This is a genomic window from Kribbella sp. NPDC026596, from assembly GCF_040638415.1.
Taxonomy (GTDB): Bacteria; Actinomycetota; Actinomycetes; order Propionibacteriales; family Kribbellaceae; genus Kribbella.
The window spans coordinates 48395-73671 of record NZ_JBEZYF010000019.1 but is presented as its reverse complement, the minus strand read 5'-3'; the positions used below and the strand labels follow the sequence as shown (position 1 = coordinate 73671).

General features: G+C 67.8%; 29 protein-coding genes and 1 tRNA gene. 16 read left to right on the top strand and 14 right to left on the bottom strand.

All coding sequences use genetic code 11. From position 1 onward, the window contains the following. Positions 1-63: 63 nt before the first annotated feature. Positions 64-987 (top strand): RNA polymerase subunit sigma-70, encoded by a 924-nt coding sequence (locus AB0E63_RS18190; protein ID WP_360366885.1) that lies wholly within the window; start codon positions 64-66, stop codon positions 985-987. Between the two features lie 74 nt (positions 988-1061). Here AB0E63_RS18190 and smpB read toward each other — a convergent pair whose 3' ends face one another. Then, positions 1062-1541 carry an SsrA-binding protein SmpB gene (gene smpB, locus AB0E63_RS18185; protein ID WP_360366882.1) on the bottom strand — a complete coding sequence of 160 codons (480 nt, stop codon included), beginning with the start codon at positions 1539-1541 and terminating at the stop codon, positions 1062-1064. A gap of 320 nt (positions 1542-1861) precedes the next feature. Between smpB and AB0E63_RS18180 the strand changes: the two genes are divergently transcribed. Together AB0E63_RS18180 and AB0E63_RS18175 are read left to right on the top strand one after the other, a co-directional pair. Beyond that, positions 1862-2290 (top strand): hypothetical protein, encoded by a 429-nt coding sequence (locus tag AB0E63_RS18180; RefSeq protein ID WP_360366879.1) that lies wholly within the window; start codon positions 1862-1864, stop codon positions 2288-2290. Between the two features lie 326 nt (positions 2291-2616). Next, positions 2617-3660, top strand: coding sequence for a porin PorA family protein (locus AB0E63_RS18175; protein WP_360366876.1), 1044 nt, complete (start codon positions 2617-2619; stop codon positions 3658-3660). 256 nt (positions 3661-3916) lie between these two features. Here AB0E63_RS18175 and AB0E63_RS18170 read toward each other — a convergent pair. The 5 genes from AB0E63_RS18170 to AB0E63_RS18150 all read right to left on the bottom strand — a co-directional run bounded on the left by AB0E63_RS18170 (position 3917) and on the right by AB0E63_RS18150 (position 7934). Next, a tRNA-Arg gene (locus AB0E63_RS18170) sits at positions 3917-3989 on the bottom strand. Between the two features lie 33 nt (positions 3990-4022). Continuing rightward, the gene (locus AB0E63_RS18165; RefSeq protein WP_360366873.1) at positions 4023-5339 is read right to left on the bottom strand and encodes a hypothetical protein; all 1317 of its coding nucleotides are present in this window, start codon (positions 5337-5339) and stop codon (positions 4023-4025) included. 93 nt (positions 5340-5432) lie between these two features. After that, positions 5433-6038: a hypothetical protein gene (locus AB0E63_RS18160; protein WP_360366870.1), complete on the bottom strand. Its 606-nt coding sequence runs from the start codon at positions 6036-6038 to the stop codon at positions 5433-5435. A 9-nt stretch (positions 6039-6047) separates the two neighbouring features. Then, a complete protein-coding gene (locus AB0E63_RS18155) occupies positions 6048-6530 on the bottom strand; it encodes a SigE family RNA polymerase sigma factor (RefSeq protein WP_360366867.1) in 483 nt (160 codons plus the stop codon). A gap of 105 nt (positions 6531-6635) precedes the next feature. Then, positions 6636-7934: an alpha/beta hydrolase gene (locus AB0E63_RS18150; RefSeq protein ID WP_360366864.1), complete on the bottom strand. Its 1299-nt coding sequence runs from the start codon at positions 7932-7934 to the stop codon at positions 6636-6638. A 98-nt stretch (positions 7935-8032) separates the two neighbouring features. On the opposite strand from AB0E63_RS18150, the gene AB0E63_RS18145 reads away from it, so the two are divergent. After that, a complete protein-coding gene (locus tag AB0E63_RS18145; RefSeq protein ID WP_360366862.1) occupies positions 8033-9208 on the top strand; it encodes a hypothetical protein in 1176 nt (391 codons plus the stop codon). Between the two features lie 111 nt (positions 9209-9319). Here AB0E63_RS18145 and AB0E63_RS18140 read toward each other — a convergent pair whose 3' ends face one another. Next, positions 9320-9925: a hypothetical protein gene (locus AB0E63_RS18140; protein WP_360366859.1), complete on the bottom strand. Its 606-nt coding sequence runs from the start codon at positions 9923-9925 to the stop codon at positions 9320-9322. Between the two features lie 240 nt (positions 9926-10165). On the opposite strand from AB0E63_RS18140, the gene AB0E63_RS18135 reads away from it, so the two are divergent. Genes AB0E63_RS18135 through AB0E63_RS18120 form a run of 4 tightly spaced genes read left to right on the top strand, consistent with a single transcriptional unit; the run spans position 10166 to position 12096 of the window. Then, positions 10166-10849 carry a hypothetical protein gene (locus AB0E63_RS18135; RefSeq protein WP_360366856.1) on the top strand — a complete coding sequence of 228 codons (684 nt, stop codon included), beginning with the start codon at positions 10166-10168 and terminating at the stop codon, positions 10847-10849. After that, complete coding sequence (locus tag AB0E63_RS18130) at positions 10846-10986, top strand: hypothetical protein (protein ID WP_355477357.1); 141 nt, start codon at positions 10846-10848, stop codon at positions 10984-10986. Before AB0E63_RS18135 ends, AB0E63_RS18130 begins: the two co-directional genes overlap by 4 nt. Further along, complete coding sequence (locus tag AB0E63_RS18125; protein WP_360366853.1) at positions 10983-11606, top strand: hypothetical protein; 624 nt, start codon at positions 10983-10985, stop codon at positions 11604-11606. Before AB0E63_RS18130 ends, AB0E63_RS18125 begins: the two co-directional genes overlap by 4 nt. Positions 11607-11619: 13 nt before the next feature. Further along, positions 11620-12096 (top strand): GNAT family N-acetyltransferase, encoded by a 477-nt coding sequence (locus tag AB0E63_RS18120; RefSeq protein ID WP_360366850.1) that lies wholly within the window; start codon positions 11620-11622, stop codon positions 12094-12096. Between the two features lie 75 nt (positions 12097-12171). On the opposite strand, the gene mscL is transcribed toward AB0E63_RS18120, so the two are convergent. From mscL to AB0E63_RS18100, 4 genes are all read right to left on the bottom strand, one after another. Further along, complete coding sequence (gene mscL / locus AB0E63_RS18115; RefSeq protein WP_360366847.1) at positions 12172-12561, bottom strand: large conductance mechanosensitive channel protein MscL; 390 nt, start codon at positions 12559-12561, stop codon at positions 12172-12174. A gap of 119 nt (positions 12562-12680) precedes the next feature. Then, positions 12681-13298, bottom strand: a complete 618-nt coding sequence (locus AB0E63_RS18110) for a hypothetical protein (RefSeq protein WP_360366844.1) — start codon at positions 13296-13298, stop codon at positions 12681-12683. 56 nt (positions 13299-13354) lie between these two features. Further along, positions 13355-13696 (bottom strand): FmdB family zinc ribbon protein, encoded by a 342-nt coding sequence (locus tag AB0E63_RS18105; protein ID WP_360366841.1) that lies wholly within the window; start codon positions 13694-13696, stop codon positions 13355-13357. Positions 13697-13773: 77 nt separating this feature from the next. Then, positions 13774-14238 (bottom strand): DUF1203 domain-containing protein, encoded by a 465-nt coding sequence (locus AB0E63_RS18100; RefSeq protein WP_360366838.1) that lies wholly within the window; start codon positions 14236-14238, stop codon positions 13774-13776. Between the two features lie 79 nt (positions 14239-14317). Between AB0E63_RS18100 and AB0E63_RS18095 the strand changes: the two genes are divergently transcribed. Beyond that, positions 14318-16849 carry a penicillin acylase family protein gene (locus AB0E63_RS18095; protein WP_360366835.1) on the top strand — a complete coding sequence of 844 codons (2532 nt, stop codon included), beginning with the start codon at positions 14318-14320 and terminating at the stop codon, positions 16847-16849. On the opposite strand, the gene AB0E63_RS18090 is transcribed toward AB0E63_RS18095, so the two are convergent. From AB0E63_RS18090 to AB0E63_RS18080, 3 genes are read right to left on the bottom strand one after another with little or no spacing between them, the layout of a single operon-like run. After that, positions 16833-17894 carry a serine hydrolase domain-containing protein gene (locus tag AB0E63_RS18090; protein WP_360366832.1) on the bottom strand — a complete coding sequence of 354 codons (1062 nt, stop codon included), beginning with the start codon at positions 17892-17894 and terminating at the stop codon, positions 16833-16835. The two genes, AB0E63_RS18095 and AB0E63_RS18090, sit on opposite strands and share 17 nt — an antisense overlap. Further along, complete coding sequence (locus AB0E63_RS18085; protein ID WP_360366829.1) at positions 17894-18796, bottom strand: aminoglycoside phosphotransferase family protein; 903 nt, start codon at positions 18794-18796, stop codon at positions 17894-17896. Before AB0E63_RS18085 ends, AB0E63_RS18090 begins: the two co-directional genes overlap by 1 nt. After that, entirely contained in the window at positions 18789-19349 is a 561-nt protein-coding gene (locus AB0E63_RS18080) for a 5-formyltetrahydrofolate cyclo-ligase (RefSeq protein ID WP_360366826.1), read from the bottom strand. The genes AB0E63_RS18085 and AB0E63_RS18080 overlap by 8 nt, the downstream gene beginning before the upstream one ends. A 231-nt stretch (positions 19350-19580) precedes the next feature. Here AB0E63_RS18080 and AB0E63_RS18075 point away from each other — a divergent pair, with 231 nt between their 5' ends. The 7 genes from AB0E63_RS18075 to AB0E63_RS18045 all read left to right on the top strand — a co-directional run bounded on the left by AB0E63_RS18075 (position 19581) and on the right by AB0E63_RS18045 (position 25253). Then, the gene (locus AB0E63_RS18075) at positions 19581-20969 is read left to right on the top strand and encodes a UTP--glucose-1-phosphate uridylyltransferase (protein ID WP_360366823.1); all 1389 of its coding nucleotides are present in this window, start codon (positions 19581-19583) and stop codon (positions 20967-20969) included. Positions 20970-20985: 16 nt separating this feature from the next. After that, positions 20986-21465 carry a GNAT family N-acetyltransferase gene (locus tag AB0E63_RS18070; RefSeq protein ID WP_360366820.1) on the top strand — a complete coding sequence of 160 codons (480 nt, stop codon included), beginning with the start codon at positions 20986-20988 and terminating at the stop codon, positions 21463-21465. A 57-nt stretch (positions 21466-21522) separates the two neighbouring features. Continuing rightward, positions 21523-22749 (top strand): gephyrin-like molybdotransferase Glp, encoded by a 1227-nt coding sequence (glp, locus tag AB0E63_RS18065; protein ID WP_360366817.1) that lies wholly within the window; start codon positions 21523-21525, stop codon positions 22747-22749. Next, entirely contained in the window at positions 22746-23249 is a 504-nt protein-coding gene (gene moaC, locus AB0E63_RS18060; protein WP_360366814.1) for a cyclic pyranopterin monophosphate synthase MoaC, read from the top strand. The genes glp and moaC overlap by 4 nt, the downstream gene beginning before the upstream one ends. After that, a complete protein-coding gene (locus AB0E63_RS18055) occupies positions 23246-23734 on the top strand; it encodes a MogA/MoaB family molybdenum cofactor biosynthesis protein (protein ID WP_360366811.1) in 489 nt (162 codons plus the stop codon). The genes moaC and AB0E63_RS18055 overlap by 4 nt, the downstream gene beginning before the upstream one ends. Then, the gene (locus tag AB0E63_RS18050; RefSeq protein ID WP_360366808.1) at positions 23734-24351 is read left to right on the top strand and encodes a GNAT family protein; all 618 of its coding nucleotides are present in this window, start codon (positions 23734-23736) and stop codon (positions 24349-24351) included. The genes AB0E63_RS18055 and AB0E63_RS18050 overlap by 1 nt, the downstream gene beginning before the upstream one ends. A 98-nt stretch (positions 24352-24449) precedes the next feature. Continuing rightward, positions 24450-25253 (top strand): hypothetical protein, encoded by an 804-nt coding sequence (locus AB0E63_RS18045; RefSeq protein WP_360366805.1) that lies wholly within the window; start codon positions 24450-24452, stop codon positions 25251-25253. The last annotated feature ends 24 nt before the right edge of the window (positions 25254-25277 follow it).

Genomic DNA, 25277 nt, shown 5'->3' with positions numbered 1-25277 from the left:
TTTCTTTGCGACGGCGTCCGTACGGCGTAGGAGCGGTCACGACCAGCATGTTCCAGGAGGCGTATGACGAGTACGGCGGACGAGATCTGGTTCCGGGAGGCGTTCGAGGAACACCGGCGCCCGTTGCATGCGCACTGCTACCGACTCGCCGGGAACGTCGCCGATGCGGACGATCTGGTCCAGGAGACGTTCCTGCGTGGCTGGCGCTCCCGTACGCAGTACGAGGGGAGGGCGTCTATCCGGACCTGGCTCTACCGGATCGCCACCAATGTCTACCTCGATCACCGCAAGGCCGCGGCGCGACGAACCGTGCCGGTCGGCGACCCGATGGAGTGGTGCACTGATATCGGTCCCTATCCCGACTCTCTGCTGGGCGAGGATCCGCCATCAGGTCTGGTGGCACGAGAGACGGTCGAACTCGCGCTGATCGCAGCGCTGATGTATCTGCCGCCACGGCAACGGGCGGCGTTCGTACTGCGTGACGTTTCGGGCTGGACCCCGGCCGAGATCGCTGACGGTCTCGGCCTCGCCGTGCCCGCGGTGAACAGCCTGATTCAGCGGGCTCGGAAGACCCTCCGTCACTATGCGCCAGGTGATTCCCGAGACTGGCGCAGGCCGGAGCTGACCAGCGAGGACGAGGACATCTTGCGTCGCTATGCCGCAGCGACCGATCCCGCGAGCTTCGGGGTGTTGCTGGCCGAAGACGTGCGCATCACCATGCCGCCGGACCCACCTGTCGTCGGGCGCGATGCAGCGGCCGAGTTCCTGGGCAGGCCCATGGATTGGCTCACGTTCCCGTCGGCTGCCAACGGCCGGCCCGCCCTGATCTGCTATCTCCGTCGCCCGGGCAGCGCTCAGTACGAGGCGATGGTCGTCGACGTTCTGACCATCGAGAATGGAAGGATCGTCGAGAGCAACGCCTTCGTCGGAGCCCACCACGTCGCCGCGTTCGGTATGCCCACGAGCATCGAAGACCACGAAGCCTGATCTGAAGCCGTCTCCCGCTTTACCGAGCTGGGCTTGCTTCCGTCGTTTCATGGGCGGCCCTGTGCACCGCTGAATCAGTCCGGGCGACCCTTCAGCCGGCGGCTGACCGCACGCTCGACCTCCCGGCTCGCCTCGCGCTCGGCGAGCGTCTGTCGCTTGTCCCAGGTCTTCTTGCCGCGGGCCAGGGCGATCTCCACCTTCGCGCGACCGTCCTTGAAGTAGAGGGTGACCGGGACGATCGTCAGCCCGCTCTCGTTGACCTTGCGCTCGATCTTGTCGATCTGGGCACGATGCAGCAGCAGCTTTCGCTTGCGGCGTGAGCCGTCGTTGAACCAGCGGGCCTGGGAGTACTGCGGGATGTGCACGCCGTGCAGCCAGATCTCCCGGTTCTCGACCTGCGCGAAGCCGCCGACCAGAGACGCCCGGCCGGCACGGAGCGCCTTCACCTCCAGACCCTGCAGCACGATCCCCGCCTCCCAGGACTCGCCCAGCAGGTAGTCATGCGCAGCCTTCCGGTTCCGCGCGACCACAGGGTCGACCTCGGGTTTCTTCACACGCCAATTCTGCCCCGACCCCCCCGACAGCCCGACCTCCAGGATAGAAACAGGTGAACCCACGAAACGTGGGTTCACCTGTCCGGGATGTCTTGAGACGCCATCGGCCGTCCCGCCCAGGACAACGACCGAAGGCTTGCCTCGTGCGTTGATCTCCCTCGGTCCAGAGTCGAGGTGACTTTCGGCCCTGGTTGCCCGGCGGGGCCGGTGCCAGCGTGAGTCTCGTGAGAAGTTGTAGAAACGTTGGTGAGGCGAAGCGCCTCCACCGGTTCGACCGCTGGCTGTACCGTGGCGGGCACCCGAACCGACTGGCGCGAACGATGAACCGAGTCTCGGCCATCCACTTCGCGACCGGTCTACTCGCGCGGAGCACCTGGGTCACCTTGGAGGTGCCCGGACGGCGCTCCGGCCGCATCATCTCCTTCCCGCTGGTCGTCGCGGACTACCACGGTGAGCGCTATCTGGTATCGATGCTCGGAGAGAACGCGAACTGGGTGCGCAACGTCCACGCGGCCGGCGGGCGGGTGATCCTGCGCCACGGCCTGCGCGAGGCTGTCTACCTGGAGGACGTCGAGGTCGGCGCCCGCGCGCCCATTCTGCGCCGCTACCTGGAATGCGCCCCGGGAGCACGGGCCCATGTGCCGGTCGATCGGCACGCCCCGCTGGCGGAGTTCGACCGGATCGCCGGGCAATTCCCAGTCTTCCGTATCAGCGTCGCTCCGTCAGAACTGCCCGACCTCCGCGGGTAGGCGACCTGCGACACCGCCTGCACTGATCGACATGGCGACGCGCGGCACCCACACATTGCCTGAACCAGCCACCGCCGCCGCCCACACCGGTGGATTCCAGGAGATACGCCGAATTCTGATAGAGGATTGCAAGGTCTCTGAACTCAATTCTATTTGTTGCCCGGATCGGCTACCACTCGGCCACCGCAGAGGGCTTCGTAGTACTCATCCAATTAAGTCGAGCCCCGATTCCAGGTAGTCATCCGGACAGGATGAACCGGCTTTCTCGTAGAACGACCACCATGGGATTCACGACGGGCATATCTGTCGGAGTCTGGAGGTTCGAGATGCGCCGCTCAGGGTGGCTTCTCATCGGGGTCGGGGCACTGCTGATCCTCAGTGCGGCCCTGCTCAGGTTCGTCGTCGCGCCGAACGCGACGAAACTGCCCGCTGACACCGACATCACTACGGCGTACAGCGGCAAGGGCACCGTGCTGAACGCCGCGGCACTGCAGTCGGGAGACGTGGCCAACGCGCTCGCGCGAGACATCCCGGTCACCCTCGACCGGCACGTCTACGTCAGCGAGGCGGACAGCGGCACGGCGATCGTCCACGACGACCTCACACTGAAGGCCGGCACGACGTCGTCGAAGGACAACCACACGTACGCTGTCGACCGGAAGGACCTCACCGAAACCGCCTCCATCAACGGCGTCGAGGTCGAAAAGCACCAGGGACTGACGGTCAGCCTGCCGGTCGATCCGGAACCGAAGTCCGGCGTCTACACGTACTGGGACACCCCGACGCGGACCGCCGTACCAGTGACGTACGTCGGCACCGAGACGCGTGCAGGTCGCGACACCTACCACTATCGGGCCGCCGCGTCTGGTGCATTGGCCAACCCCGCGTTGCTGCAGCAGTTGCCGTCCTCGCTTCCGAGGACGCTCGCTGCGAAACTGCTCGCTCTGCTGCCCGCAGAGACTCAGCAGAGGCTCCTCCCGCTCGTGTCGGCGCTGCCGGACCAGGTACCGCTCAGCTATACGGCCACCAGCACATACGACGTCTGGGCAGACGCCGCGTTGGGTGCTCCATTGGATACGAAGATCAACCGCTCGGTGGTCGCCAACGTGGGGACCGGGGCGGCATCGATTCCGTTGCTCCCGGTACTGGCGATCGACGTCGCCGAAGACCAGGCGTCGGTGCAGGATGCGGCGGACAGGGCGGCGAACGCCGACCAGTTGCTCAGCTGGATCGAGGTGTGGGGTCCGATCGTGCTGCTGATCCTCGGCCTCGTTCTGGTGGCGCTCGGACTGTGGCTGGGCAGGCGCAGGTCCGCACAGCCCGGCGCTGAGGATACTCGGACAGGCGTGGACTCGCCCGCACCAGGCTGACGCGGCAAACCTCGGCCGGCTCGGACGGCGCATGGCCCCTCGAAACGCGGCGACGCCCTGCTCCACATCCAAGACCTCGAGATCCGCGTCGTCGACGCCACCGGTGAACTCCTCCGCGACCTGGTCCTCGACCCCAACCGCGACTACCAACCCACCGGACGCCCACCCGGCCCCACACCACGACACCCCAAATGACAACACCCGAACCCACGAATCGTGGGTTCGGGTGTTGCCGATGTCTTGAGACATCACACGGTGCCCCCGGCAGGATTCGAACCTGCGACGCACGGTTTAGGAAACCGACGCTCTATCCCCTGAGCTACGGGGGCGCACGCGGGGACAGCTTAGCGGAGGGGTGGGGGTTAGCCGGTGAGGGCGTAGACGCCCAGGTGGCCGGCTATGGAGGCGTAGCGCTCGGCGTAGAGGGTGGTGCAGCGGGAGGAGGCGCAGCCGGCGCCGGCGAAGGTGATGCCGCGGATGGTGGCGGTGGAGGAGCCGGGGCGGGTGTAGACGGGGCCGCCGGAGTCGCCGCCGATGATCGCGATCTGGCCGCCGCGGGTGGCGCGGATGACGTACGTCGTGCAGCCCTCGGTGTCGCAGTACTTCGCTGACGTCGAACGGACCGTGATGCCGCAGAGCGACGTACTGAAGCTGCCGGATTGGCAGACGACCGTGCCGACGCCGGGGTCGGCGCCGCCGGTGACGGTGCGGGTGTTGGCCGTGTCGCCGGGGCCATCGGTCCAGATCTTCGGGCCATAGGCGCTGCCGGTCAGCAGGGACTGGTCGTAGTCGGGGTAATTCGTCCGGACCGAGGTCGTGCCGTAGTAGTTGGTGCCGGACCTCCACACCGTCCCAGGGCCGCCGCAGTGGCCGGCGGTGACGGAGCCGCGTTGCCCGTTGGAACGGCGTACGACGGAGAAGCCGGCCGTGCAGTTCTTCAAGGTCGAGGTGATCCGGGCGCCACCCCAGTGACCGCCCTTCGCGGTGTCGCTGAGCCGGGACGTCCGTGCGAGCGAGCTGGCAACGAGTTGTACGCCGGACAGTCCGCGAAGGCCCTCGAGTGACGCGGGGGACGTGCTGGCCTGGTCGTACTCGACCACGATGTCCTCGCTGACCGGATCGAGGTCCGCGGCGAAAGTGGTCTTCCCTGCGTCGGCCCAGGAGCGTGCGCCGACCGAGTTCCAGGCGTCGGCGATCGACTGGGCCGAACGGCAACTGCGCTCGATGCGGACCATCTGCTTGCCGGCGGCCGGGACGTTGCCGGCCATCGCGGATTGGTACTTCTTCTCGTCCAGCCTGGCGCTGTCCACCACGACCTTGTAGCCGGTCGAGGCGGAGCCGACCACGCCGATCACTCCCTGGCTCAGCCCGTACGGCAGTCCGGACTCCGGCCTGCCGGTGGCGTCCAGCGGCTCGAGTGAGCGGACGGCGGCGGTGATCCCGTCGCCGAGCGTCTCGCCGAGCGGTCGCGGGTCCTTGGCTGACGTCGGCTGCGCTAGGCGGGTGGCCTCGGTCGAGCTCGTACTCGGCTCGGCATGCGAGCATGCGGCCACCCCGGTCGGAGCGGTCGCCCCGGTCGATGCGGTCGAGGGGCCAGGCGTTGCGGTCGCCGTGAGGCCGACTGCGAAGAGTGAGACTGAGCCGAGGGTGACCAGCGGGACGGTGGCTGAGAGTCGCACGTAGCTCCCCAAATCGGTGGACGGCCTCGTTACATCGTCCGGTCAGGGACTCCGCTCAGTCAATAGCCGATCACCGTCCGCTAGCAAATTCGACTACCCTGCGCGAGCGTACTTCGCAAGTTCACGCCCGTCGGCGCCGAAGAACTGGAGCGTGTCACCGTCGGCCGAGACCCGCTTGGCGGCCTGCAGTACGCCGGTGTGCGGCACGTTGTCGCAGCCGACCAGGCGCTGCGGCCCGACCGTCGCACTGAACTCGCCCCGCTGGCCGATCGCAAACGTCCCCTGCAACGCATTGCAGCCATCCGAGCCGCCCCATGTCCCGTCCGGACGGAGGATGAGCACCGGATCGTCCGGCCGGGAAGCCTCGAGCGCCTTGAGCCCGGCCATCTGGACCGGCCGCCATGTCCCGGCCACGGTCTGCGCCGTGGGCGGCTCCGGCGCAGCAGTGGTGGCCGCCGGTGTCTGCCCACCCGCGACCGGCGGCTGCGACGGCTTGTTGCTCGAGCCGGCCAGGCCGAAGCCCACGACGGCAATGGCGGCCACCGCGACAGCGGCCGCTCCGGTGATGATCCAGGTACGGCGCTGGGCCTGACGCGCGCCCGTGGTCGCCCGCTCGGTCAGGCCGGTGGCCTGCGGCACCGAGGCCGCGGCACGGTCGAAGGTCCCCCGCAGCTCATCCTCGAGATCGGTGTTGCTCACGACAACCTCTCATCCAACACGGTTGGCTTGCCTGGTCTTCCGCAGCGTGGCGAGCGCTCTACTGGCGGTCGCGCGGACGGAGGACGGTTTGATGCCGAGCACATCGGCGATCGTGCGGTCGTCCAGGTCCTGGTAGTAGCGCAGGACCAGCACGACCCGCTCTCGCGCCGACAACGCCGCGAGGGCGCGCCAGAGATCGTCGGAGTTCACGACGTCGGCGGCGTGGTCCGGCACCGTGCGCTCGGTGTCGACGTCGGCCGTCGGGGCCTCGCTGAACGAACGCCGCCGCGTCATCGACAGGTACGAGTTGATCAGGATCCGCCGGACGTAATGGTGCGGATCGTCCGCCTTCCGTACCTTCCGCCAGGACCGGAACGCCTGCATCAACGCGATCTGGGCCAGATCCTCCGCTCGCTGGTAGTCCCCGGAGACGGTGAACCCGAGCCGCACCAGTTCCTGTCCACGGGCGGATACGTACTCCTCGAACTCCACTCGCCACTCCCTGGCTGGGCGTACAACACCTCACACCTATTAGACGCACTGAGTCCCTCAGGGTGCTGCAACCGTTCACACACAGTTGGATCTCACCATGCCGGACTAGACCAGCAAGAACGCGCGTACCGCCTCCTGACCGCGCGGATCGCGCTGCACACTGTGCCCGCTCCCCGGTACGACGACCAACCGGGCCGACCGCGCATGCGCCTGCTCCCAGCGAGCCCACACGAGCGGACAGAACAGGTCGTTGCTCCCGTGCAGGATCAGTGTGCGCGGCAACAGCTCCTGACCGGCCGGGTACGTCGACACTCGCGCGGCCGGCCACCTCAGGCAGCCCTGGATCATCAGCTGCTCGCGTGCGGTCGCGACGTCGTACGGATACAGCCGCTTCGGGTCCAGATGTCGTACGGCGGTGTCCAAGGCGGCAGTGCGGTTGGTTGTGCCGGACCAGGGGAAGCGGAGGTCCGAGCACAGCGTGGCCATGTGCAGTCCGGCCGACAGAGTGTCGTAGCTCAGGCCCTTGCTGGTGGTCTGCTGGAAGAGCTCCTTCAGACCCGCGTCATCGCCGTTGCGAGCGGCATGCAGGATCGCTGGGATCCCTTGCAGGGAAGGGTTGACCGAGTTCAGGCTGGCGACCGACAGACTCTCCATCAGGTCCGTGCCGCTGACCCCGTGCTGCACCAACCACGCCAGGTCGGCCACGGGGTCCGTCGTACACGCGGGATCCTGCCGGCACGCAGCCGTGAGCACTCCGCCGGTCGCAGCCATCAGATCCACACCCGTTGGGTCGAAGCCCTTGTGCGGCACCACCGAGTCCAGCACGAGAGCCTGGACGTGGTCGGGATACTTCAGCCCGTACTGCGCCGCCGTGAAGCTCCCGTACGACGTCCCGTCGAGCGTCAGCCGATCCACCTTGAGGTGCTGCCGCAGCAACTCGATGTCCTCGACGGTGTCCGGAGTGCCGTAGTACCCGAGCCCAGAGCCGATTCGCTGCGCGCACTCATCCACAGCCTCACCAGGCGGCGTCAGGAAGTCCGAACCACCCACAGTCCCTTGCAAGGCGGGACAGTCGATCCCCTTCGGCCCAGTGCCACGCTGATCGAACATGACCACCCTGTACTCGCGCAACACGTCGGGGTGGATGTTGTTCCGGATGCGAGGCAGTAGTGAGACGCCTGGTTGGCCAGGGCCGCCCGCAAGCATCAACAGCACGCCACGTGGTGCATCCACGTTGTCGGACGCGATGACTGCGAGGTCCAGCGACGGACCGTCCATCCGCTGATGGTCGAGTGGCACGCGCAACGTCGTACAGGTGAAGCCGTCGGTGCAGGTGGACGGTAGGGGTGCGGCGCACGCTGTGCAAACAAGGAGAAGCGCGCACAGCAAGTGAATCAGTCGCATGTACTCCTCCCAGAGTGCTCAGGGTGCAGCCAAGTGCGACTGGCTGGCAAGACGCTGGGAGTCGGCGCAGACTGAGCAAGAGGGGGAGGAGTACCGCCATGGCTGTTGGGAGGAATGGACTCAAACGCTTGTCGGCAATCGTGGCTGTCGTCGCGCTGGTTGCCGGCTGCGGGGCGCAGCGGGATCCCGCGACCGAGACCCGGACGAACCCGTCGACTCCGGCGCCACCCGACCTCGTCCGGATCGTCTATCCGGGCACAGAGTCGGATCCCGGGAACGTCGAGATCTTTGCCGATGGCAACCGTCGGTACCGGATCACGGCCGTGAGTGGGCCGAACGCGGGGTACTACCAGGTGTGGGACGGCCGGGTGATGCTGATCTACACGCCGGGCGAGGGCTACCAGCGCGACGACCATCCGGGTGACGACATGCGCGGCGTGGCCTTCTTCGTCAAGCCGGAGACGGACGAGTTCGAGAAGACCTGCCCGAAGGGTCGCCGGCTGGGTGCGAAGACGCTGTACGGCCGGAACGCGGTGCGCTACGCGTGCGACGCCCGGCCCATGAACGAGCAGACGGGTGAGGAGGCGGCTCCCGCCCGCGAGATCAGTCTTGACGAGCAGACCGGCCTGATCCTGGTGGACGGACCCTACGTGCCGATCGAGGTGACCTTCGGTCCGGCGATCAAGGCGGACACGTTCTCGACGGACATTCCATCAGGTGCCGAGCCGACGGAAGGCCCTTCCGATGGGGGCGGGCCGACAGAAGTTCCTCCGGATGAGGGCGAGACGACGACGCCGGCCGGACTCGGCGCATTCCGCCTTCCTGCTGTCGGCGGTGGGTTCGTCAGCGACACGTCGTACCGCGGGAAGCCGCTGGTGCTTGTGGTCGGGTCGCCGAGTTCGCTGCGGGTGGCGCTGGCGCGGGTGTTGCCGATGACTGGCGGCGGTGTGAAGCCGGTGGTGGTCGGGGTGCTGATCGCCGTACCGCCGAGCGACTGGAAGGGGTCGTTGCTGAACCCGGCGGACGAGAAGAAGTATGTCGATTCCGTGGCGAGGACGGCCGGACCGTTCACGGTGCCGGTCGGGATCGACGTGAAAGGTGCGGCGGTCGGTTCGATCGTCGCGGGTCTTCCGGAGCTCATTCCGCCGGAGGGCAGTACCGAGACGGAGTCGGCCGTCGCGCTGGTGGGGTCTGACGGTCTGGTCGCGCACGTCCTGCCGCCTGAAGATCCCAGTGAGGCGGAGCTGCGTACCTGGCTGGCGGCGCTCTCCTGATCGCGCCGGCAGCCGCAACCTGCCCTGCGGGTCGACCTAGGAAGGGACCCGCAAGGCAGGTGCGGGTTGACCCCGGTCCGGACGGCTTCGGGGGGCGCGTCCGGCGCAGGGTCAGCGCAGGCCGAGCGACTTGATCAGCTCGGGGGTCACCTGTCGTGGCGCCGGCAGCGTGCCGGGCTTGCCCTGGCCCTCCAGGGAGGTCGCCACCAGCCGGCGGCAGCCGAAGGCCTCCACGGTGTACGACAGCACGCCGCGATCGTTGTCGGTGAACCGCAGCACGTACGTCGGGCCGAGCTCCTTGGTGCAGATCGCGGGCTTCTTGGCAACGGGCTTCGGTGCGTTCACCAGTGCGAACAGGTCGGTCGCCTGCTTCGCGGTGCGTTTGGTCGTCACGGTCGCGTAGTCCTGCCCGGAGGCCTGCGCGTCGAACTGGCAGATGGTCACACTGACCGGCTGGAACAACGAGGTCGCCGCGCCCTGGCCCCAGACCACCTTGTCGGTGGCGGCGCGGACGGCAGCGATGTTGTCGGGACAGTCCATGCTCGGGGTGCCGCCGGAGGTGGGCGACTGGCTGCGGGTGCCGGGGGTGGTCGGCGTATCAGTGGGCTGGGCGGCGGGCGGGGACGTGGCGTTCTCGTAACCGCAGGCGGCGGTAAGTCCGAGCACAGCCACGACGAGCGTCGCACCGATCAGGCCCCGTGTCCGTAATGCACTCACGACTCGGTCCTTCCGGGTTGGGCAAGGTCACCCATGATGGTCGACCAGGGTCACGTCGCGCGTGCCAGAAGATCACGGCGGCGCGTCGTTCCGGTCACGTCGCCGGATCGTGCGGCAACCGAGGCCGACCTGTAACGTGCACGCACTGGTCGGCCCGACAAGCGCCTCCCGAAGCGGGCGACGTACGGGCGACCCGCGCGGAGCGGCCGTGGGCCGGGTGGGCGATTACGATGCTGTGCCGTGGGCCGGAAGAAGGATGAGGCTGCCGCGACGCAGCAGCGCGAGCGCGACGAGTGGCAGCTCGGCATCGACTGGGCACGATGGCTGATCGGCGGCAACGCTCCACAGCCGCTGACGATCTACGGCCTCGTCCTCGAGCCGGGCGAGGTCGCGTACGTGAACACCCCCACGCAGTACGCGCGCCTGTACGGCGGCAGCGGCCGCTACACCCAGAGCGGTGGCCTGTTCATCGGCAAGCCGGCACTGGTGCTGGGGATGATGGCCGCGAACGCCGCGGTGAACGCGAGCCGGAAGGCCGCGGCGACGCGGAACATGGAGCTGATGTGGCGTGACCTCCAGGAGGTCCCGACGGTCGCGACCAACTACCGCCTGCTGTGTCACCTGCCGAGGCGCGGCTGGATGAGCTTCTACTACAGCGCTGTGCAGGAGTTCTACCCCGATCCGGCGAACTGGATGATCACGTTCGCCTTCCAGAACGCGGAGCCGCTGCGCCTGGCCGGACTGGCCACACCGACACTGTCCGTACTGACCTCCTGGTGTGTGCTCGGAAACGACCGCTGGCAAGGCGAACCCGGAATCGCACCGCTCATGGAGGCCGCGATCGGGCCGCAACTGCCACCGGGCGTGGTCCGGGGCGAAATCGGTCCCGGAGAGCCTCGGCGACTCGGTAACCTGGAACCATGACGAGCCCGTACGAAGACGACGAGCCGCTGCTGCCCGAGCAGACCCGCGACGACGACCCGCGGACCTGGGGCGATAACGACTTCGGCACCGACGACGACGATCGCATCCTCAACGAGGTCCCTCCCCACCACGGATGAGCGCGTCCGTGGTCCTCGTCCACGGCGGCCTCTGGGAGGCCATGGACGCGGAAGCCTTCTGGCGTACGACGGGGATCGTGAAAGAACTCACGTCGTACGGACTGGATGTGCTCGCGCCCGACAGGCCGCGGCGAGCGAGTGGGTGGGACGTCGAGCTAGCAGCACTGGGTGAACTTCTGGCGAACCGCGCCGAACCGGTCACGATCGTTGGGGCATCCAATGGGTGCACCGTGGCAGTCCTGCTGGCGTTGGCCTTTCCGGACGTGGTCGATCGGCTCGTGCTCGCCTGGCCGGCGACCGGTGACGACGGCGCCGTCAACGCGCGAACCCGGGCCGGTCTGATCGAGCGTGACTGCCCGCCGGAAGTCGCCGACCGGTTGCTCGCCGGCGGGACGTTGCGGGGCGTGCTCGATGCCGCTCTGACCGTGCTGGCACGAATTCCGGTGGCGATCGTGCCGTCGGTCCCGGAGAATCCAGCTCACCAGCGGAAGACGGTCGACGTGCTCTTGCGGTCGATCCGGGGGAGTCGGGAGCTGGCCGGGTGTCCGGAACCGCCGACGCCCGGCTTCCCGCCATACCTGGATCAGTTGGCGCGAACGATTGTCGAGTTCGTGAACTGAGGGGGATGTGGTCGTGGAGCTCCGGGGGTTTTCCGACGAGTACGCCGTCCTGGTCGCAGGATGGGCCGTGGACGCGAAGGAAGTGGCATTGCTGTCGGGGCGGGTCGCGTACCCGTTCCCGGAGGAAGTGAAGGCGACGTGGCGCAAGGTCGAGTCCGACATCCACTCCTATCTGCTGTTCGACGGTGATCGGGCGGTCGGGTACGGCGAGGTGTGGCTGGACGACGAGGAGGACGAGGTCGAGCTGGCCCGGATCATCGTGGATCCGAAGGTCCGCGGCCGAGGGATCGGCTTGGAGCTGGTGCGCGCCTTGCTCGGGCCGGCGTTGGCCGCCGGGTACTCAGAGGTCTTCCTGCGGGTCCGGCCAGAGAATGCGGTCGCGATCCGCACCTACCACCGCACTGGGTTCGTCGACGTCCCGGCCGGCCTGATGGACGAGTGGAACGAGGGTCAGCCCGTCGCGTACCGCTGGCTGCGCTTCGCGGGGTGAACAGTCCGAACGGGAGCAGGCAGGCGCTTGGCGAGCTCAGGGGCTGAGATTGGTGCGCCTACCCACTCCTTCGAATCAGACCTGACGGGTGCGGAGCAGGTCGCGGATCTCGGTCAGCAGTTCCTGCTCGGTGGTCAGCGGGTCCGGCTCCGGCTCCTGGCCGCGGGCCCGGCGCTCGGCGAGTTTGTTCAGCGGCATCACGATCAGGAAGTAGATGGCGGCCGCGACGCAGAGGAAGTTCAGCGCCGCGTCCAGGATCAGGCCGATCGAGAAGACCGCGTTGTTGATCTCGAACGACCAGACCTTGCTGAGATCGGTCTTGCCGAAGATGGCCGCGATCAGCGGGTTGATCAGGCCGTCTACGAGTGCGGTGACGATCTTGCCGAACGCAGCGCCGATGACGACGGCGACCGCGAGGTCGACGACGTTGCCGCGCATGATGAATTCCTTGAAGCCCTTGAGCATGTGGGGTCCTCCACGAAGCGGGTGGTAATTACCCGAGTCAAGGTAGGACCGCAGGACTGCCAGAGCGAGGGACCGCGCCGCAGGGCCACCCATCGTGTTGCCGGATGTCCGGTGAGTGATCAGCTCGTGTCCGGTGTCAATGCCACCGTGATTCTGGAGTTCGTTGTGGCCTGAGCCAGTCTGGTCGCGACCTCGGGCGTCGTCGCGACCACGATCAGGGCGCCGGCGGCCGACGTACGCGGGGTTGGGAGGGCGACGACGCGGACGGCTCGGGCGAGCAGGATCCCGGTGTCGGTCGGCGTACTGGTCGCGGCGTACAGGTTGATGTGGTCGCCGACGCGGAGGAGTGCGCTGATATCGGCATCGTCGATCCGGAACGGATAGGCGAGCGACCCCGCCGGCACCGCGGCCGGGGCCAGGAATCTGGCGTCGGTGAGTGGCTCGCCGGATCTGACGGGACCGCTGAGCACACGCGCGGTCAGGTCCGCGCCAGGTCTGAGCGCACCGTCGGGCACAGAGCCGGGAGGCAGGCCGATGGTCCGTAGATCGCCGCTTGCGGGCACGGCTCCGCCCGCGAGGTCGCGCGCAGCGGCCAGCACGGCGACGGTCGGTGGAGGGGCCGGGGACAGGGCGACGAGCCCGAAGTACACGGCGGCCGCAGCGGCGATGCCGGCCAGGAGCCGACGATGCCAGCGAGCGGCGCGGAGCAGGTCTCGAAACACGGAAGGGGTTCTCATGGCAGAGAAAGTACGAGTTTCTCCGGCACCCACCCCTCAGTTATCCACAGGGGCGGTCAGGCAGCGCTGGTGTTGGTCCCGGAAGTCGACGAAGAACCGCTCGAGGACGAGCCGCTGGAAGACTTCGATGAGGCCGAAGACGAGGAAGAGTCCGACGAAGAAGTGCTCGAGGAAGACGACGAGGACGACTCGGCCTTCGCCGGCACCGAGCTCTTGCCCGTCGACCGGCTGTCGTTGCGGTAGAAACCGGAACCCTTGAACACGACGCCCACGGCGTTGAAGACCTTGCGCAGGCTGCCCTGGCAGTTCGGGCACACGGTCAGCGCGTCGTCGGTGAAGCTCTGGCGCACCTCGAGGGCTTCGCCACAGTCAGTGCACTGGTACTGGTACGTCGGCACGGTTGGGTCCCTTCAGGCCGCTGGCACTCCTACTACTCGACTGCTAATAATGCGCCAGCGGCCCGAAGTATTCCAACTCAGCCGTGGCGGCGCACTGTGAAGTTCCAGCACCCGGCGACCACATTGCGCACCTGGACCGTGTCCACAGCCGGGTCCTCGAACAGTCGTTTGAGCTCTGTCTCGCTCGTCCCAGGCTCTGCGACAACTCCGTCCAGCATCTGGCCAGAGGCGTCGTACGGGCGCAGTACGGCCCGCCGGTCCCGGAAGTCCATCGGGAAGACGTCCGGGGCCGGCACCGGGCACTCAGACGTGTGGACGAACACCGGACCGATCTCGGCGTACGGCCCGCCGGCAGTCATCGGCCGGTGCGACACCAGTGCGATCTGGTCACCGGCCGGTGCGATCGTCAGGCAGCACCGCAGCGGCTCACCGCCGCCGGCGATAAGGGAAACGACAGCGTTCCCGAAATCGTCATGGCCGTTGCAGCGAATCCGGTCCAGCTCGGCACCCGGTACAGGGAGGTACTCCAACTCTGCGTTCATGCTTCTGGAACGCAGAGCAACGCAAAGTTGTGAGGGACCCCATTTGGGGCATCCAGGGTGATTCTCTACGGTTGGGTCCGTGCGTCGCCTGCTTCGAGTCGTCATCATCAGCGGAATCGCCCTCGCCACGGTCCTCCTGGTGATCGCGGGAACCGTCGTTTTCGTCGTCCGCCACTCGTTCCCGACGTACGACGGAACGATCGAGCTGACCGGTCTGGACGGCGATGTCAACGTCGTCCGGGACGCCAACGGCATCCCGCAGATCTACGCGGACACACCGTCGGACCTGTTCGCGGCGCAGGGCTACGTGGCCGCACAGGACCGGTTCTTCGAGATGGACTTCCGCCGGCACGTCACCGCGGGCAGGCTGAGCGAACTGTTCGGCGCGGACGCACTGGAGACGGACAAGTTCGTCCGCACGCTCGGCTGGCGCCGGGTCGCGGAGAAGGAGCTGGGCCTGCTCAGCCCGTCCACCCGGCAGTATCTGGACGACTACGCCCGCGGTGTGAACGAATACCTGTCCAACCACAGCGGATCCGGTCTCAGCCTCGAGTACGCCGTGCTGTCACTCAAGGGCACCGACTACCGCCCGGAGCCGTGGACGGCGGCGGACTCACTGGCCTGGCTGAAGGCGATGGCGTGGGACCTCGGCGGCAACATGGACGAGGAGATCACCCGGACCAAGCTGCTCGCGGCGTTCCCGTCCCGCAACATCGAGAGCCTCTACCCGCAGTACCCGTACGACCGGAACGACCCGATCATGGCCTCCGGCTCGGTCGGTCAGGACGGCAAGTTCACCACCTCGCCGATCGCCCCCGAGGCCCGTCGCGGGATGCTGACGCAGGACTTCCTGAAGTCCCTCGACTCCGTCCAGAAGGTGGCCAAGGGCCTGCCTGAGCTGCTCGGCCAGGGGGATGGCATCGGCTCGAACTCCTGGGTCGTCTCGGGCGACCACACCACCACCGGCAAGCCCCTGCTGGCCAACGACCCGCACCTCGGCGCCACCATGCCGGGTATCTGGACCCAGGTCGGCCTGCACTGCAACAGCCTCAGCAAGAGCTGCCCGTTCGACGTGTCCGGCTTCAGCTTCTCCGGCCTGCCCGGTGTGGTGATCGGCCACAACAATGCGATCTCCTGGGGCTTCACCAACCTGGATCCGGATGTCCAGGACCTGTACTTGGAGCGGATCGACGGCAACAAGGTCCTCTACAGCAACAAGTGGCGCGCAATGGCGACGCGCGAGGAGACGTTCAAGGTGGCCGGCCAGGACAAGCCGGTGAAGATCACCGTTCGCGAGACCCGGCACGGTCCGCTCATCTCCGATGTCGGCGAGGATCAGCGCGAAGTCGGCGAGATCGCCGCCAAGCAGGGCAAGTACCCCCAGGCGTACGGCGTCGCGCTGCAATGGACCGCACTGACTCCTGGCCGGACCGCTGACGCGCTCTTCGCGATCAACCGGGCCCAGAATTGGACCCAGTTCCGCGCCGCCGCGTCGCAGTTCGAGGTCCCCTCGCAGAACCTCGTGTACGCCGACACCGACGGGCACATCGGCTATCAGTCGCCCGGACTGATCCCGATCCGCCGGAAGGGCCGGGGTGACTGGCCCGTGCCTGGCTGGGATCCGATGTACCGCTGGACCGGCTACATCCCGTTCGATGCATTACCCAGTGAGTTCGATCCACCGGACGGGATCATCGTCACCGCGAACCAGGCCGTGGTGCCCGGCACGTACAAGTACTACCTGACCAATGACTGGGACTACGGCTATCGGTCGCAGCAGATCCTGGACCGGATCAAGGCCGCCGGGAAGCTGGATGCGAACGCGATGGCGTCGATCCAGTTGGACACCAAGAACCGGGCCGCCGAGATGCTGGTGCCGTACCTGCTCCAGATCGGCATCGAGGACGCGTTCGACAAGCAGGGCCAGGACACGCTGCGGAACTGGGACTTCACCCAGCCGCCGGACTCCGCAGCCGCCGCGTACTTCAACGTCGTCTGGCGCAACCTGCTCGCGTTGACCTTCCACGATCAGCTCCCCGAGGGCACCTGGCCGGACGGCGGCTCGCGCTGGTTCGAGGTGATCCACACGCTGCTCAGCCAGCCGAACAGTGGCTGGTGGGACAACATCGGTACGCCGCAGAAGGAGAACCGGGACGACATCCTGCGGGAGGCCCTGGTCAACGCGCGGACCGAGATCACGCAGAAGATGGCGCGTGAACCCGAGAACTGGCAGTGGGGCAAGCTGCACAAGCTGACGCTGACCAACCAGACGCTGGGCAAGTCCGGGATCGGTCTGGTGGACCGGCTGTTCAACCGCGGTCCCTACGAGCTCGGCGGCGGTACGTCGATCGTCGACGCGACCGCGTGGGACGCGTCCGAGGGCTACACAGTCACCGCGACACCGTCGATGCGGATGGTGGTCGACCTGTCCGACTTCGACAAATCCCGCTGGGTGAATCTGACCGGTGTGTCCGGACACGCGTTCTCGTCCAACTACACCGACCAGACCGAGCTGTGGCTCAAGGGCGAGACGCTCCAGTGGGCCTACACCAGGGGAGCGGTCGAGGCGGCTCGCAAGCACGCGCTGACGATCACTAAGCCGGAGAACTAGCCTCGGCGAACAGCTCCTCGGGCCAAGTCCACAATGCACGCTGCGTCAGCAGAATCGAGATGGTCTGATCTGCCGGCGTAGTCGACCAGAGCGCGCCCAGACCACCGGCCCAGCCGTACCGTCCGCCACCAACGGACAGGCCATAGCCCCAGCCGGTGTCCGGCCCGAGGTAGTCGACGGCGGCCGCCCGCTGCGCCGGCGTCAGCTGGTCTGTCGTCATCTCCGCCACCGCGGCAGGCGACAGCACTCGGTCTCCACCGGCCAGCAGCATCTGCGCGAACGCGTGGAAGTCGTCGACCGTCGAGATCAGCCCACCACTCGCATCCGGGAACGACGGCGGCACCAGCCACTGGCTGTCTGATGCCGTATCCATGACGTCGTCACCGACGTACGCCGTCGTCAGCCGGGCCGGATCCGATGCGGTGAACCCGGTGTCGCGCATCCCCAGCGGTTCGAAGATCCGCTCCCGCAGGAAGTCCTCCAGCGGTTGACCGGTCACTCGGGCGATCAGTACGCCGAGCACATGCGAGCCGGTTGAGTACAGCCACCGCTCACCCGGCTGGAACTGCAGCGGCAGCATCCCCAGCCGCCGCATCCACTCGTCTGGCTCCAGCGAAGTCCGCGGCACGGGCGGACCGAACGTCCGCAGCTCCAGCTCCGCCTCGCGTTGCCGAAGAGCCGCGTTGTCGGACTCGCCAAGCCCGAGTCTGAACGTGAGGAGATCCCGCAGAGTGATCGGCCGCCCCGCCGGGACGGTGTCGTCGAGTGGTCCGTCCGGGTGCCGCAGTACGACCGGATGCGCCAGTTCCGGCAGCAGGTCAGCGACAGGGGAGTCCATGGAGAGCCGGAGCTCGTCGACCAGGATCATCGCCGCGGCCGCGACGATCGGCTTGGTGAACGATGCCACCCGGAACAGGGTGTCCCGCTGCATCTCCGCACCGTCGAACTCGACTTGGCCGAGCACCTCGACCCGAGTCGAGCCCTCCCGGCTCACCAGCGAGACCAGCCCGGACAGGACTCCGTTGTCGACGTACGTGCCCAGCATCAGCCCAGTCCACCAGCGAACGGCGTGGTCCGCCACTGCCCGACGAACATCCGGATGCCGTCCGCGAGAGCCGGCATCCGTGGCACCAGTGGCGTGCACACCATGATCTGGAACGCGCGTGCCGTGTCCATCACCTGCTGCACGCGTTGGTCCAGCTGTGGACGCCCGAGTGCTGCCGCGGCCTCGTCGTACACCTTGCCGAGGTCCGGTCCGAACCCAGCCATGTCCCACTCGATCGGACCGAGGGTCGTGTCCTCGAAGTCGGCCCACAGGACTCCGTCGGCCGTTGGGATGACGTTGTACGACGGTGCGTCGCCGTGGATCGTCTGGATGGTCGCCGACGGGAAGACCGCCTCGAAGCCGGCCCGGCTCGTCAGGAGCGGCTTCAGTACCTTCCACTCGGCATGGGCTCGGTCCACGTCCTCCTGCTCGAGCAATCCGGGTACGGCCTCCAGAGCGGCTAGTCCCGACGGCACTCCGAGCAGTGGCGTGAGCCAGGGCAGTTCCTTCGGGTAGCCCGCGAGTATGGCGTGCAGTTCGGCGGCCCGGGTCGTGCTGGCGAGGTAGTCGACCTCACCGGACTGGTCGACGTACTGCCAGAACGTCATGGAGAACCCGTCCCGCTCCACCGGCTCCAACGGCACTAGTGGGCTCGGGGCAACCACCGGATGGCCGTACGAGACCAGCCACGCAGCCACGTCCAACTCGCGCTGCTGGCGGTGGGCGGCGACCTCCAGGTCCATCAGGTAGTCCGGGAGGTTCATCGGCACGCGGGCGACCACGGGCGACGGCTTGAGGTGCACCACCACGGAGAACGCGTCGTACAGGACTGTCGGGTCCGTCACGGTCAGGCCGAGGTCACGCGCGGCCGCTGCCGCGGCGTCGATCGCCGTCTCAGTCATCCACCGATCTTCTCAGCGGGATCAACCGGTTTGGGGTGAGCGCAGCGTCCACCAGGTGGTCGTGGGCGTCGCTCGGAAGCGCTTCGACGACCTCCGTGTCGTACACCGCGGCCCAGATCGGCGTACCCGGTCGTACGCGGGCGAGTGCTCGGTCGTACGAGCCTCCGCCGCGTCCCAGCCGGACACCGTCGCGGGCGACGGCCAGAGCTGGGCAGATGACCAGATCGGCCGTGGCGATAGCGTCGGATCCCAGATCGACCGGTGGCTCGGACAGGCCGAGGCGGCCGGGTACCAGGTCCGCCGCTCCTGGTGCGATACCCCAGCCCAGGTCGTTGTCGGCGTACAGGATCGGCAGGAGCACCTCACGGCCGGTTGCCAGCAGCCAGTCGATCAGAGCGCCCGTCTGCGGCTCCGCACCCATCGATACGTACAAAGCCACCCGGCGTACGTCCTGTACCTGCTGCTGTGCACCGCTCAGGAGGTCCTCCGCATGCGGCCGGGCTCTGCGGGCACCGAGGAAGTACTGCCGCGCCGCGGCCTTCGAGGGGAACACCCCTTGATCCTAGGCATCGCTCCGTGGATCCTGGCGGGGCTGCGCGGCACTCGGCGGGGCACATCGCCGCGTTGGAGGACAAGGCACGGAGAACCCCACTCCGAGCCTCGCCCTCCGCCTTGCGCTGCACCCCGCCGAGCACCTGCTCGCTCCCACCAGGATCCACGGAGCGATGCCGAGAGCGTGACGCGGTTAACACTGGGATTACCCGGCGTCCCCTAGGGTTGGTGCATGAGTGAGGCAGGTCTGAGACAAGCGCAGGAGAAGATGCGCGCGGCCGGCGCTGCTGACGTCGCGATCCGGGTCTTCACGCACTACTACCAGCTGCTCGAGTCGGGTCAGCAAGGGACGATCCGCGAGGACGACATCGAGCCGGTCGGCGACCTCCCACACCTGGACCACCTGGACACCGACCCCGAGGCGCTGCGGGCCGCGCTGGCCGAGACGGTGGTGATCAAGCTCAACGGCGGCCTCGGTACGTCGATGGGTGTGACCGGTCCGAAGTCCGCACTGCAGGTCAAGGACGGACTGAGCTTCCTCGACATCATCGCCCGCCAGATCCTGAGCACCCGGCGCAAGTACGACGTACCGCTGCCGCTGGTGCTGATGAACTCCTTCCGCACCAAGGAGGAGTCCCTGCAGATCCTGAGCGAGTACGACGGCCTCGCGGTGGACGGCCTGCCCCTGGACTTCCTGCAGAACATGGAGCCGAAGCTGCTCGCCGACGAGCTGACGCCGGCCGAGTGGGAGCCGGACCCGGAGCTGGCCTGGTGCCCACCGGGTCATGGTGACCTGTTCACCGCATTGGTTGCCTCCGGCGCCCTCGACGCATTGAGGGAACACGGTTTCCGGCATGCGTTCATCTCCAACGCGGACAACCTCGGTGCGACCGCGGACCCGCGGATCGCGGCCTGGATGGCCGAGCACGACGTACCGTTCGGCATGGAGGTGTGCCGGCGTACCCGGTCCGACCGCAAGGGCGGGCACGTGGCGGTGCGCAAGTCCGACGGCCGGCTGATCCTGCGGGACAGCGCGCAGGTCGCCGAAGAGGAGACCAAGTACTTCCAGGACATCACCCGGCACAAGACGTTCAACACCAACAACCTGTGGATCGACCTGGACCAGCTGGCCGAGCTGATGGACGGCCACGACGGAATCCTGGGCCTGCCGATCATGGTCAACCGCAAGACCGTCGATCCGGCCGATCCGACGTCGCCCAAGGTGATCCAGCTGGAGACCGGGATGGGGACCGCGATCGAGACCTTCGAGGGCGCGCAGGCAGTGCTGGTGGACCGCAGCAGGTTCAAGCCGGTGAAGACGACCAACGACCTGCTCGTACTGCGGTCGGACGTGTACGAGCTGAACGAGGCTGGCGATCTCAGCACGACCCACGAAGGCGACGAGCCGTACGTCGAGCTCGACCCGGAGTTCTTCAAGATCCTGGCCGACTTCGACACGCGGTTCGCGGCCGGCCCGCCGTCGCTGGTGCGCGCCGACCGGCTCGAGGTGCGCGGTGACGTTGCCTTCGGCAAGGATGTGGTAGTGGTCGGCGACGTGGAGCTCCAGGCGCCGGCCGGTGCGCGCCGGGAGATCCCGGACGGCGCCGTACTCGAGGGCTGACGGAGGTTCGGGGGGAATGGACGACCTGCTGATCAGGCCGCTGGAGCCGTACGACACGGGCGAGGCCGCCGCGGTGTGGTGGCGGTCGCGGCACGCGGAGGGCTCGCTGCTGCCCGCGGCGATCCATACTGCCGAGCAGGTGGCGGCCTGGTTCGCCGAGGTGCTGCTGCCGGACGCACAGACCTGGGTCGCGCTCGACGACGGCCGGATCGTCGCGGTGCTGACGCTGGACGGCGATGACCTCGACCAGCTGTACGTCGACCCGGACGTGGCCGGCCGTGGCGTCGGGTCGACCCTGGTGGACTTCGCGAAGGATCTCCGGCCGGGCGGTCTCGCCTTGTGGACCTTCCAGACCAACCTCCGTGCGCAGGCCTTCTACCAAGCACATGGCTTCGTCGAGGTACGTCGTACCGACGGTGCGGAGAACGAGGAGCGCGCCCCCGACGTCCGCATGACCTGGGGCAACCACCCTGAGGCCCTCACCCGGCATTCTTGACGCATCCTTCCGGAACTGAGCGCGGGATCACCGGATCCGTGGATTAGGGTCGGGCTCGTGAGACGGACTGTGGATGAGCATCTCGAGGTCGTGCTGGGGCGGGTGAAGGCGCTGCCGGCGTTCGACCAGCCGCTGATGGAGGCGTTGGGGCTGGTGCTCTGCGAGGACGTCGTGTCCGGCGTCAGTCTGCCGGGGTTCGACAACTCGGCCATGGATGGGTACGCCGTGCAGGCCGCGGATCTGGCCGGAGCGACGCAGGACAACCCCATCGGCCTGCCGGTGGTCGGAGAGTTCCGGGCCGGCCGGAGCGAGCCGATCGTGGTGACGTCAGGTACGTGCGTGCGGATCATGACCGGTGCGGAGATGCCCCGCGGCGCGGACAGCGTCGTACCGGTCGAGTGGACCGACGGTGGCACAGTGAACGTGCGGATCGCCCAGCAGCCGCCGCTTGGTGCGTCGGTGCGGCGGGCCGGTGAGGATGTGAAAGCGGGAGATCAGGTGCTGGAGCGCGACACCGTGCTTGGGCCGCGCCAGATCGCCGTGCTCGCCGCTGTCGGCCGGGCGCGGGTCAAGGCCCGTCCGCGTCCCAGAGTGGTCGTGGTGTCGACCGGAGCGGAGTTGCGGGAGCCCGGGAGCCGGCTGGGCCAGGGGCAGATCTACGACTCGAACAGCTACACGATGGCCGCGGCCGCGCGGGATGCCGGTGCGGTGGTCTATCGCGTCGGCATCGTCGACGACGACCCGAAGCGGATCATGGACACGCTGTCCGACCAGCTCGTCCGCGCCGACCTGGTGATCACCACCGGTGGCGTGAGCATGGGCGCGTACGACGTGGTCAAGGAGGAGCTGTCCAAGCTCGGTACGGTCGACTTCCCGCAGGTCGCGATGCAGCCGGGCAAGCCGCAGGGGTTCGGTGTGCTCGGCGATGACGAGGTGCCGATCTTCACGCTGCCCGGCAACCCGGTGTCGGCGTACGTGTCGTTCGAGGTGTTCGTGCGGCCGGCGCTGCGCAAGCTGATGGGCCAAATGCCGTATCGGCGATCGACGGTCCATGGCGTGACGCTGGACGGGTTCAGCTCACCTGCCGGGCGGCGCCAGTACGTCCGCGCCGCGGCCAGATCCGGCGACGAGGGCTGGATGGCCAGTACAGTCGGCGGGCACGGCTCACACCTGCTCGGCGGGCTGAGTCGTGCGAACGCATTGATCGTGGTGCCCGAGGACGTGACGGCGGTCCGGGCCGGCGATCAGGTCGAGCTCTTGCTGCTGGACGAGGAGACCGGATGACGCAGGACCCCGGCGCTGGTACGCCGGCTTCGCCCGGGCTGACCCATGTCGACGAGACCGGGGCGGCGCGGATGGTCGACGTGTCGGACAAGGACACCTCCGTCCGGCGAGCTGTTGCCAGTGGCAAGGTTTTCGTCTCGGCCGAGGTGGTCGCCGCGCTGCGCGGCGACGGCGTACCGAAGGGCGACGCACTCGGCGTTGCCCGGATCGCCGGCATCATGGGCGCCAAGCGGACGCCCGACCTGGTCCCGCTCTGCCACCCGATCGCGATCACCGGCGCCAAGGTCGACCTCGAGGTCGCGGACGACGCCGTTCTGATCCAGGCTCAGGTGAAGACCACCGACCGCACCGGTGTCGAGATGGAGGCGCTCACCGCCGTCGCGGTCGCCGGGCTCGCGGTCATCGACATGGTGAAGGCACTCGACCCGGCAGCCGTGCTGTCCGACGTTCGCGTCGAGCTCAAAGAGGGCGGCAAGACCGGGCACTGGGAGCGGCCGTGAGAGCCCTTGTCGTCAGCGTCTCGAACCGCGCGGCCGCCGGCGTCTACACCGACACCACTGGACCGTTGATCGCCGAGCGCCTGTCTGATTGGGGCTTCGAGGTGTCCGGTCCGCAGGTCGTCCCGGATGGTCCGCCTGTCGGTGATGCGTTGCGTGCCGCGGTCGAGGCGTCGTACGACGTGGTGCTGACGACTGGAGGCACGGGCATCTCTCCGACCGATGCAACGCCGGAGCAGACGGCTGCGGTTCTGGAGCGCGTCATCCCTGGCATTGCTGAAGCTATCCGGTCCTATGGCGTGGCAAACGGCGTACCGACGGCCGCCCTGTCCCGTGGGCTCGCCGGAGTCGCGCGTACGACGGTCATCGTGAACCTGCCCGGTTCGCGAGGCGGCGTGAAGGACGGTCTCGCCGTGCTGGAGCCGTTGCTGCGCCATGCGGTCGAGCAGGTGCACGGCGGTGACCACCTCCGGACGGATACCGACTGATGGCGATCGTGCACTGGCCCGTGGAGCTGCAGCACGGGCAGGTCGCGCTCAGACCGCTGCGCGCCGGCGACGGCGGTGAATGGGCGGCCGCACGCCAGCGCAACGTCAGCTGGCTGCGCCCGTGGGACGCGACCCAGCCACCCGGTGCGGAAGACGGTGCGCGGACATTCCGCGCCATGGCACGTGACTGGAACCGGCAGGCACGCTACGGCCGCATGCTGCCTTTCGTCATCACATACGGCGGTGCCGCGGGCGCAGGTGCGCGGGCGAAGTGGCCGCTGGTCGGGCAGCTGACGGTGTCCGGGATCACCTACGGCTCGGCGCGCTGGGCGAACCTCGGCTATTGGGTCGACGAGCAGTACGCCGGTCGTGGCATCGTGCCGACCGCGGTCGCGATGGCCGCCGACCATTGCTGGTTCACCCTCGGGCTGCACAGGATCGAAGTGGCGATCCGCCCGGAGAACAAGGCAAGTCTCCGAGTGGTCGAGAAGCTCGGCTTTCGGTACGAGGGTGAGCGGCCACGGTTCCTGCACATCGACGGGGACTGGCGCGACCACCGCATCTTCGCGCTGAACGTCGAAGAGGTCGGGCCTGGTCTCGTAGCGCGACTGGTTTGATCACCCTGCGTCGCTATTCACATCAGTCACACGAGTCTTCTTGCGACACACCGACTCACGTACCTGATCATGAGCTCGCCGCACCTTAGCGTCGTCGCATGGGGACGACAGGGCTGATCTATGTGGCGATCGTCGCCGCGTGGGCCGCCTACCTCGTCCCGATGCTGCTGAAGCGCAACGACGAGGCGCGGCGCCGCCCGGTGTCGACATCGGCCGACGCGCGGGTGCTGTCGCGTGACCCGTCGCGGCCTCGGTACGTCGTACGTCCTCCGGGTGCCGCTCCTGTTGCTTCTGGTGCTGCTGGTGGTGCTCTGGATGGGGCGACCGACCTGCCGCCGCCGCAGCGGTACGTTCCGAACCGAGCCCGCCGGGTGGCCGCTATGCGCCGCCGGCGGGTGCTGTCGATCCTGACCCTTTCGCTGTTGTCGGTCGTCGCACTGGCCGGTCTGCAGATGCTGCTGTGGTGGACCGTTGCGATCCCCGGTTCGCTGATCGTGGCGTTCGTCGTACTCACCCGGGTGCAGCTGCGGCGCCAGGCCCGGTCGCGTGCTCGGCAGGCCGCGAAGCGCCGGGCGCTACAGCAGGCTCGCCACGACCGCGGCCCGGCCGGCAAGCCCGCGCCGTCTCCGGACGAGGAGATGACCATCGAGGTCAAGCTCCCGGAGCCTCAGGTTGAGAAGCCCGCGGTTCCGGCAGAAGGCCTGTGGGACCCGGTGCCCGTGACGCTGCCGACGTACGTGATGAAGGAGAAGGCACCGGACCGCACCGTCCGCACCATCTCCCTGTCCGACGACGAGGTCTTCTCCTCCGCGCGTACGACAGATCCCGCCGAAAGATCACCGCTCCCGGAGCCTGCCCAGCAGCCCGAGGAGCCCGAGGTCAAGCGCGCCGTCGGCGACTGAAACCCGCTCGACAACCTCGGTTTT

What these genes read in the sequence shown, in the direction of transcription:
- AB0E63_RS18090 (WP_360366832.1), bottom strand. Translation starts at nt 17,894, where the DNA reads ATGCTGGGCACGTACGTCGACAACGGAGTCCTGTCCGGGCTGGTCTCG.
- AB0E63_RS18125 (WP_360366853.1), top strand. Translation starts at nt 10,983, where the DNA reads ATGAGCGCGTCCGTGGTCCTCGTCCACGGCGGCCTCTGGGAGGCCATG.
- moaC (WP_360366814.1), top strand. Translation starts at nt 22,746, where the DNA reads ATGACGCAGGACCCCGGCGCTGGTACGCCGGCTTCGCCCGGGCTGACC.
- AB0E63_RS18070 (WP_360366820.1), top strand. Translation starts at nt 20,986, where the DNA reads ATGGACGACCTGCTGATCAGGCCGCTGGAGCCGTACGACACGGGCGAG.
- AB0E63_RS18180 (WP_360366879.1), top strand. Translation starts at nt 1,862, where the DNA reads ATGAACCGAGTCTCGGCCATCCACTTCGCGACCGGTCTACTCGCGCGG.
- AB0E63_RS18045 (WP_360366805.1), top strand. Translation starts at nt 24,450, where the DNA reads ATGGGGACGACAGGGCTGATCTATGTGGCGATCGTCGCCGCGTGGGCC.
- AB0E63_RS18075 (WP_360366823.1), top strand. Translation starts at nt 19,581, where the DNA reads ATGAGTGAGGCAGGTCTGAGACAAGCGCAGGAGAAGATGCGCGCGGCC.
- AB0E63_RS18190 (WP_360366885.1), top strand. Translation starts at nt 64, where the DNA reads ATGACGAGTACGGCGGACGAGATCTGGTTCCGGGAGGCGTTCGAGGAA.
- AB0E63_RS18130 (WP_355477357.1), top strand. Translation starts at nt 10,846, where the DNA reads ATGACGAGCCCGTACGAAGACGACGAGCCGCTGCTGCCCGAGCAGACC.
- AB0E63_RS18050 (WP_360366808.1), top strand. Translation starts at nt 23,734, where the DNA reads ATGGCGATCGTGCACTGGCCCGTGGAGCTGCAGCACGGGCAGGTCGCG.
- AB0E63_RS18100 (WP_360366838.1), bottom strand. Translation starts at nt 14,238, where the DNA reads ATGAACGCAGAGTTGGAGTACCTCCCTGTACCGGGTGCCGAGCTGGAC.
- mscL (WP_360366847.1), bottom strand. Translation starts at nt 12,561, where the DNA reads ATGCTCAAGGGCTTCAAGGAATTCATCATGCGCGGCAACGTCGTCGAC.
- AB0E63_RS18085 (WP_360366829.1), bottom strand. Translation starts at nt 18,796, where the DNA reads ATGACTGAGACGGCGATCGACGCCGCGGCAGCGGCCGCGCGTGACCTC.
- AB0E63_RS18145 (WP_360366862.1), top strand. Translation starts at nt 8,033, where the DNA reads ATGGCTGTTGGGAGGAATGGACTCAAACGCTTGTCGGCAATCGTGGCT.
- AB0E63_RS18175 (WP_360366876.1), top strand. Translation starts at nt 2,617, where the DNA reads ATGCGCCGCTCAGGGTGGCTTCTCATCGGGGTCGGGGCACTGCTGATC.
- AB0E63_RS18110 (WP_360366844.1), bottom strand. Translation starts at nt 13,298, where the DNA reads ATGAGAACCCCTTCCGTGTTTCGAGACCTGCTCCGCGCCGCTCGCTGG.
- AB0E63_RS18150 (WP_360366864.1), bottom strand. Translation starts at nt 7,934, where the DNA reads ATGCGACTGATTCACTTGCTGTGCGCGCTTCTCCTTGTTTGCACAGCG.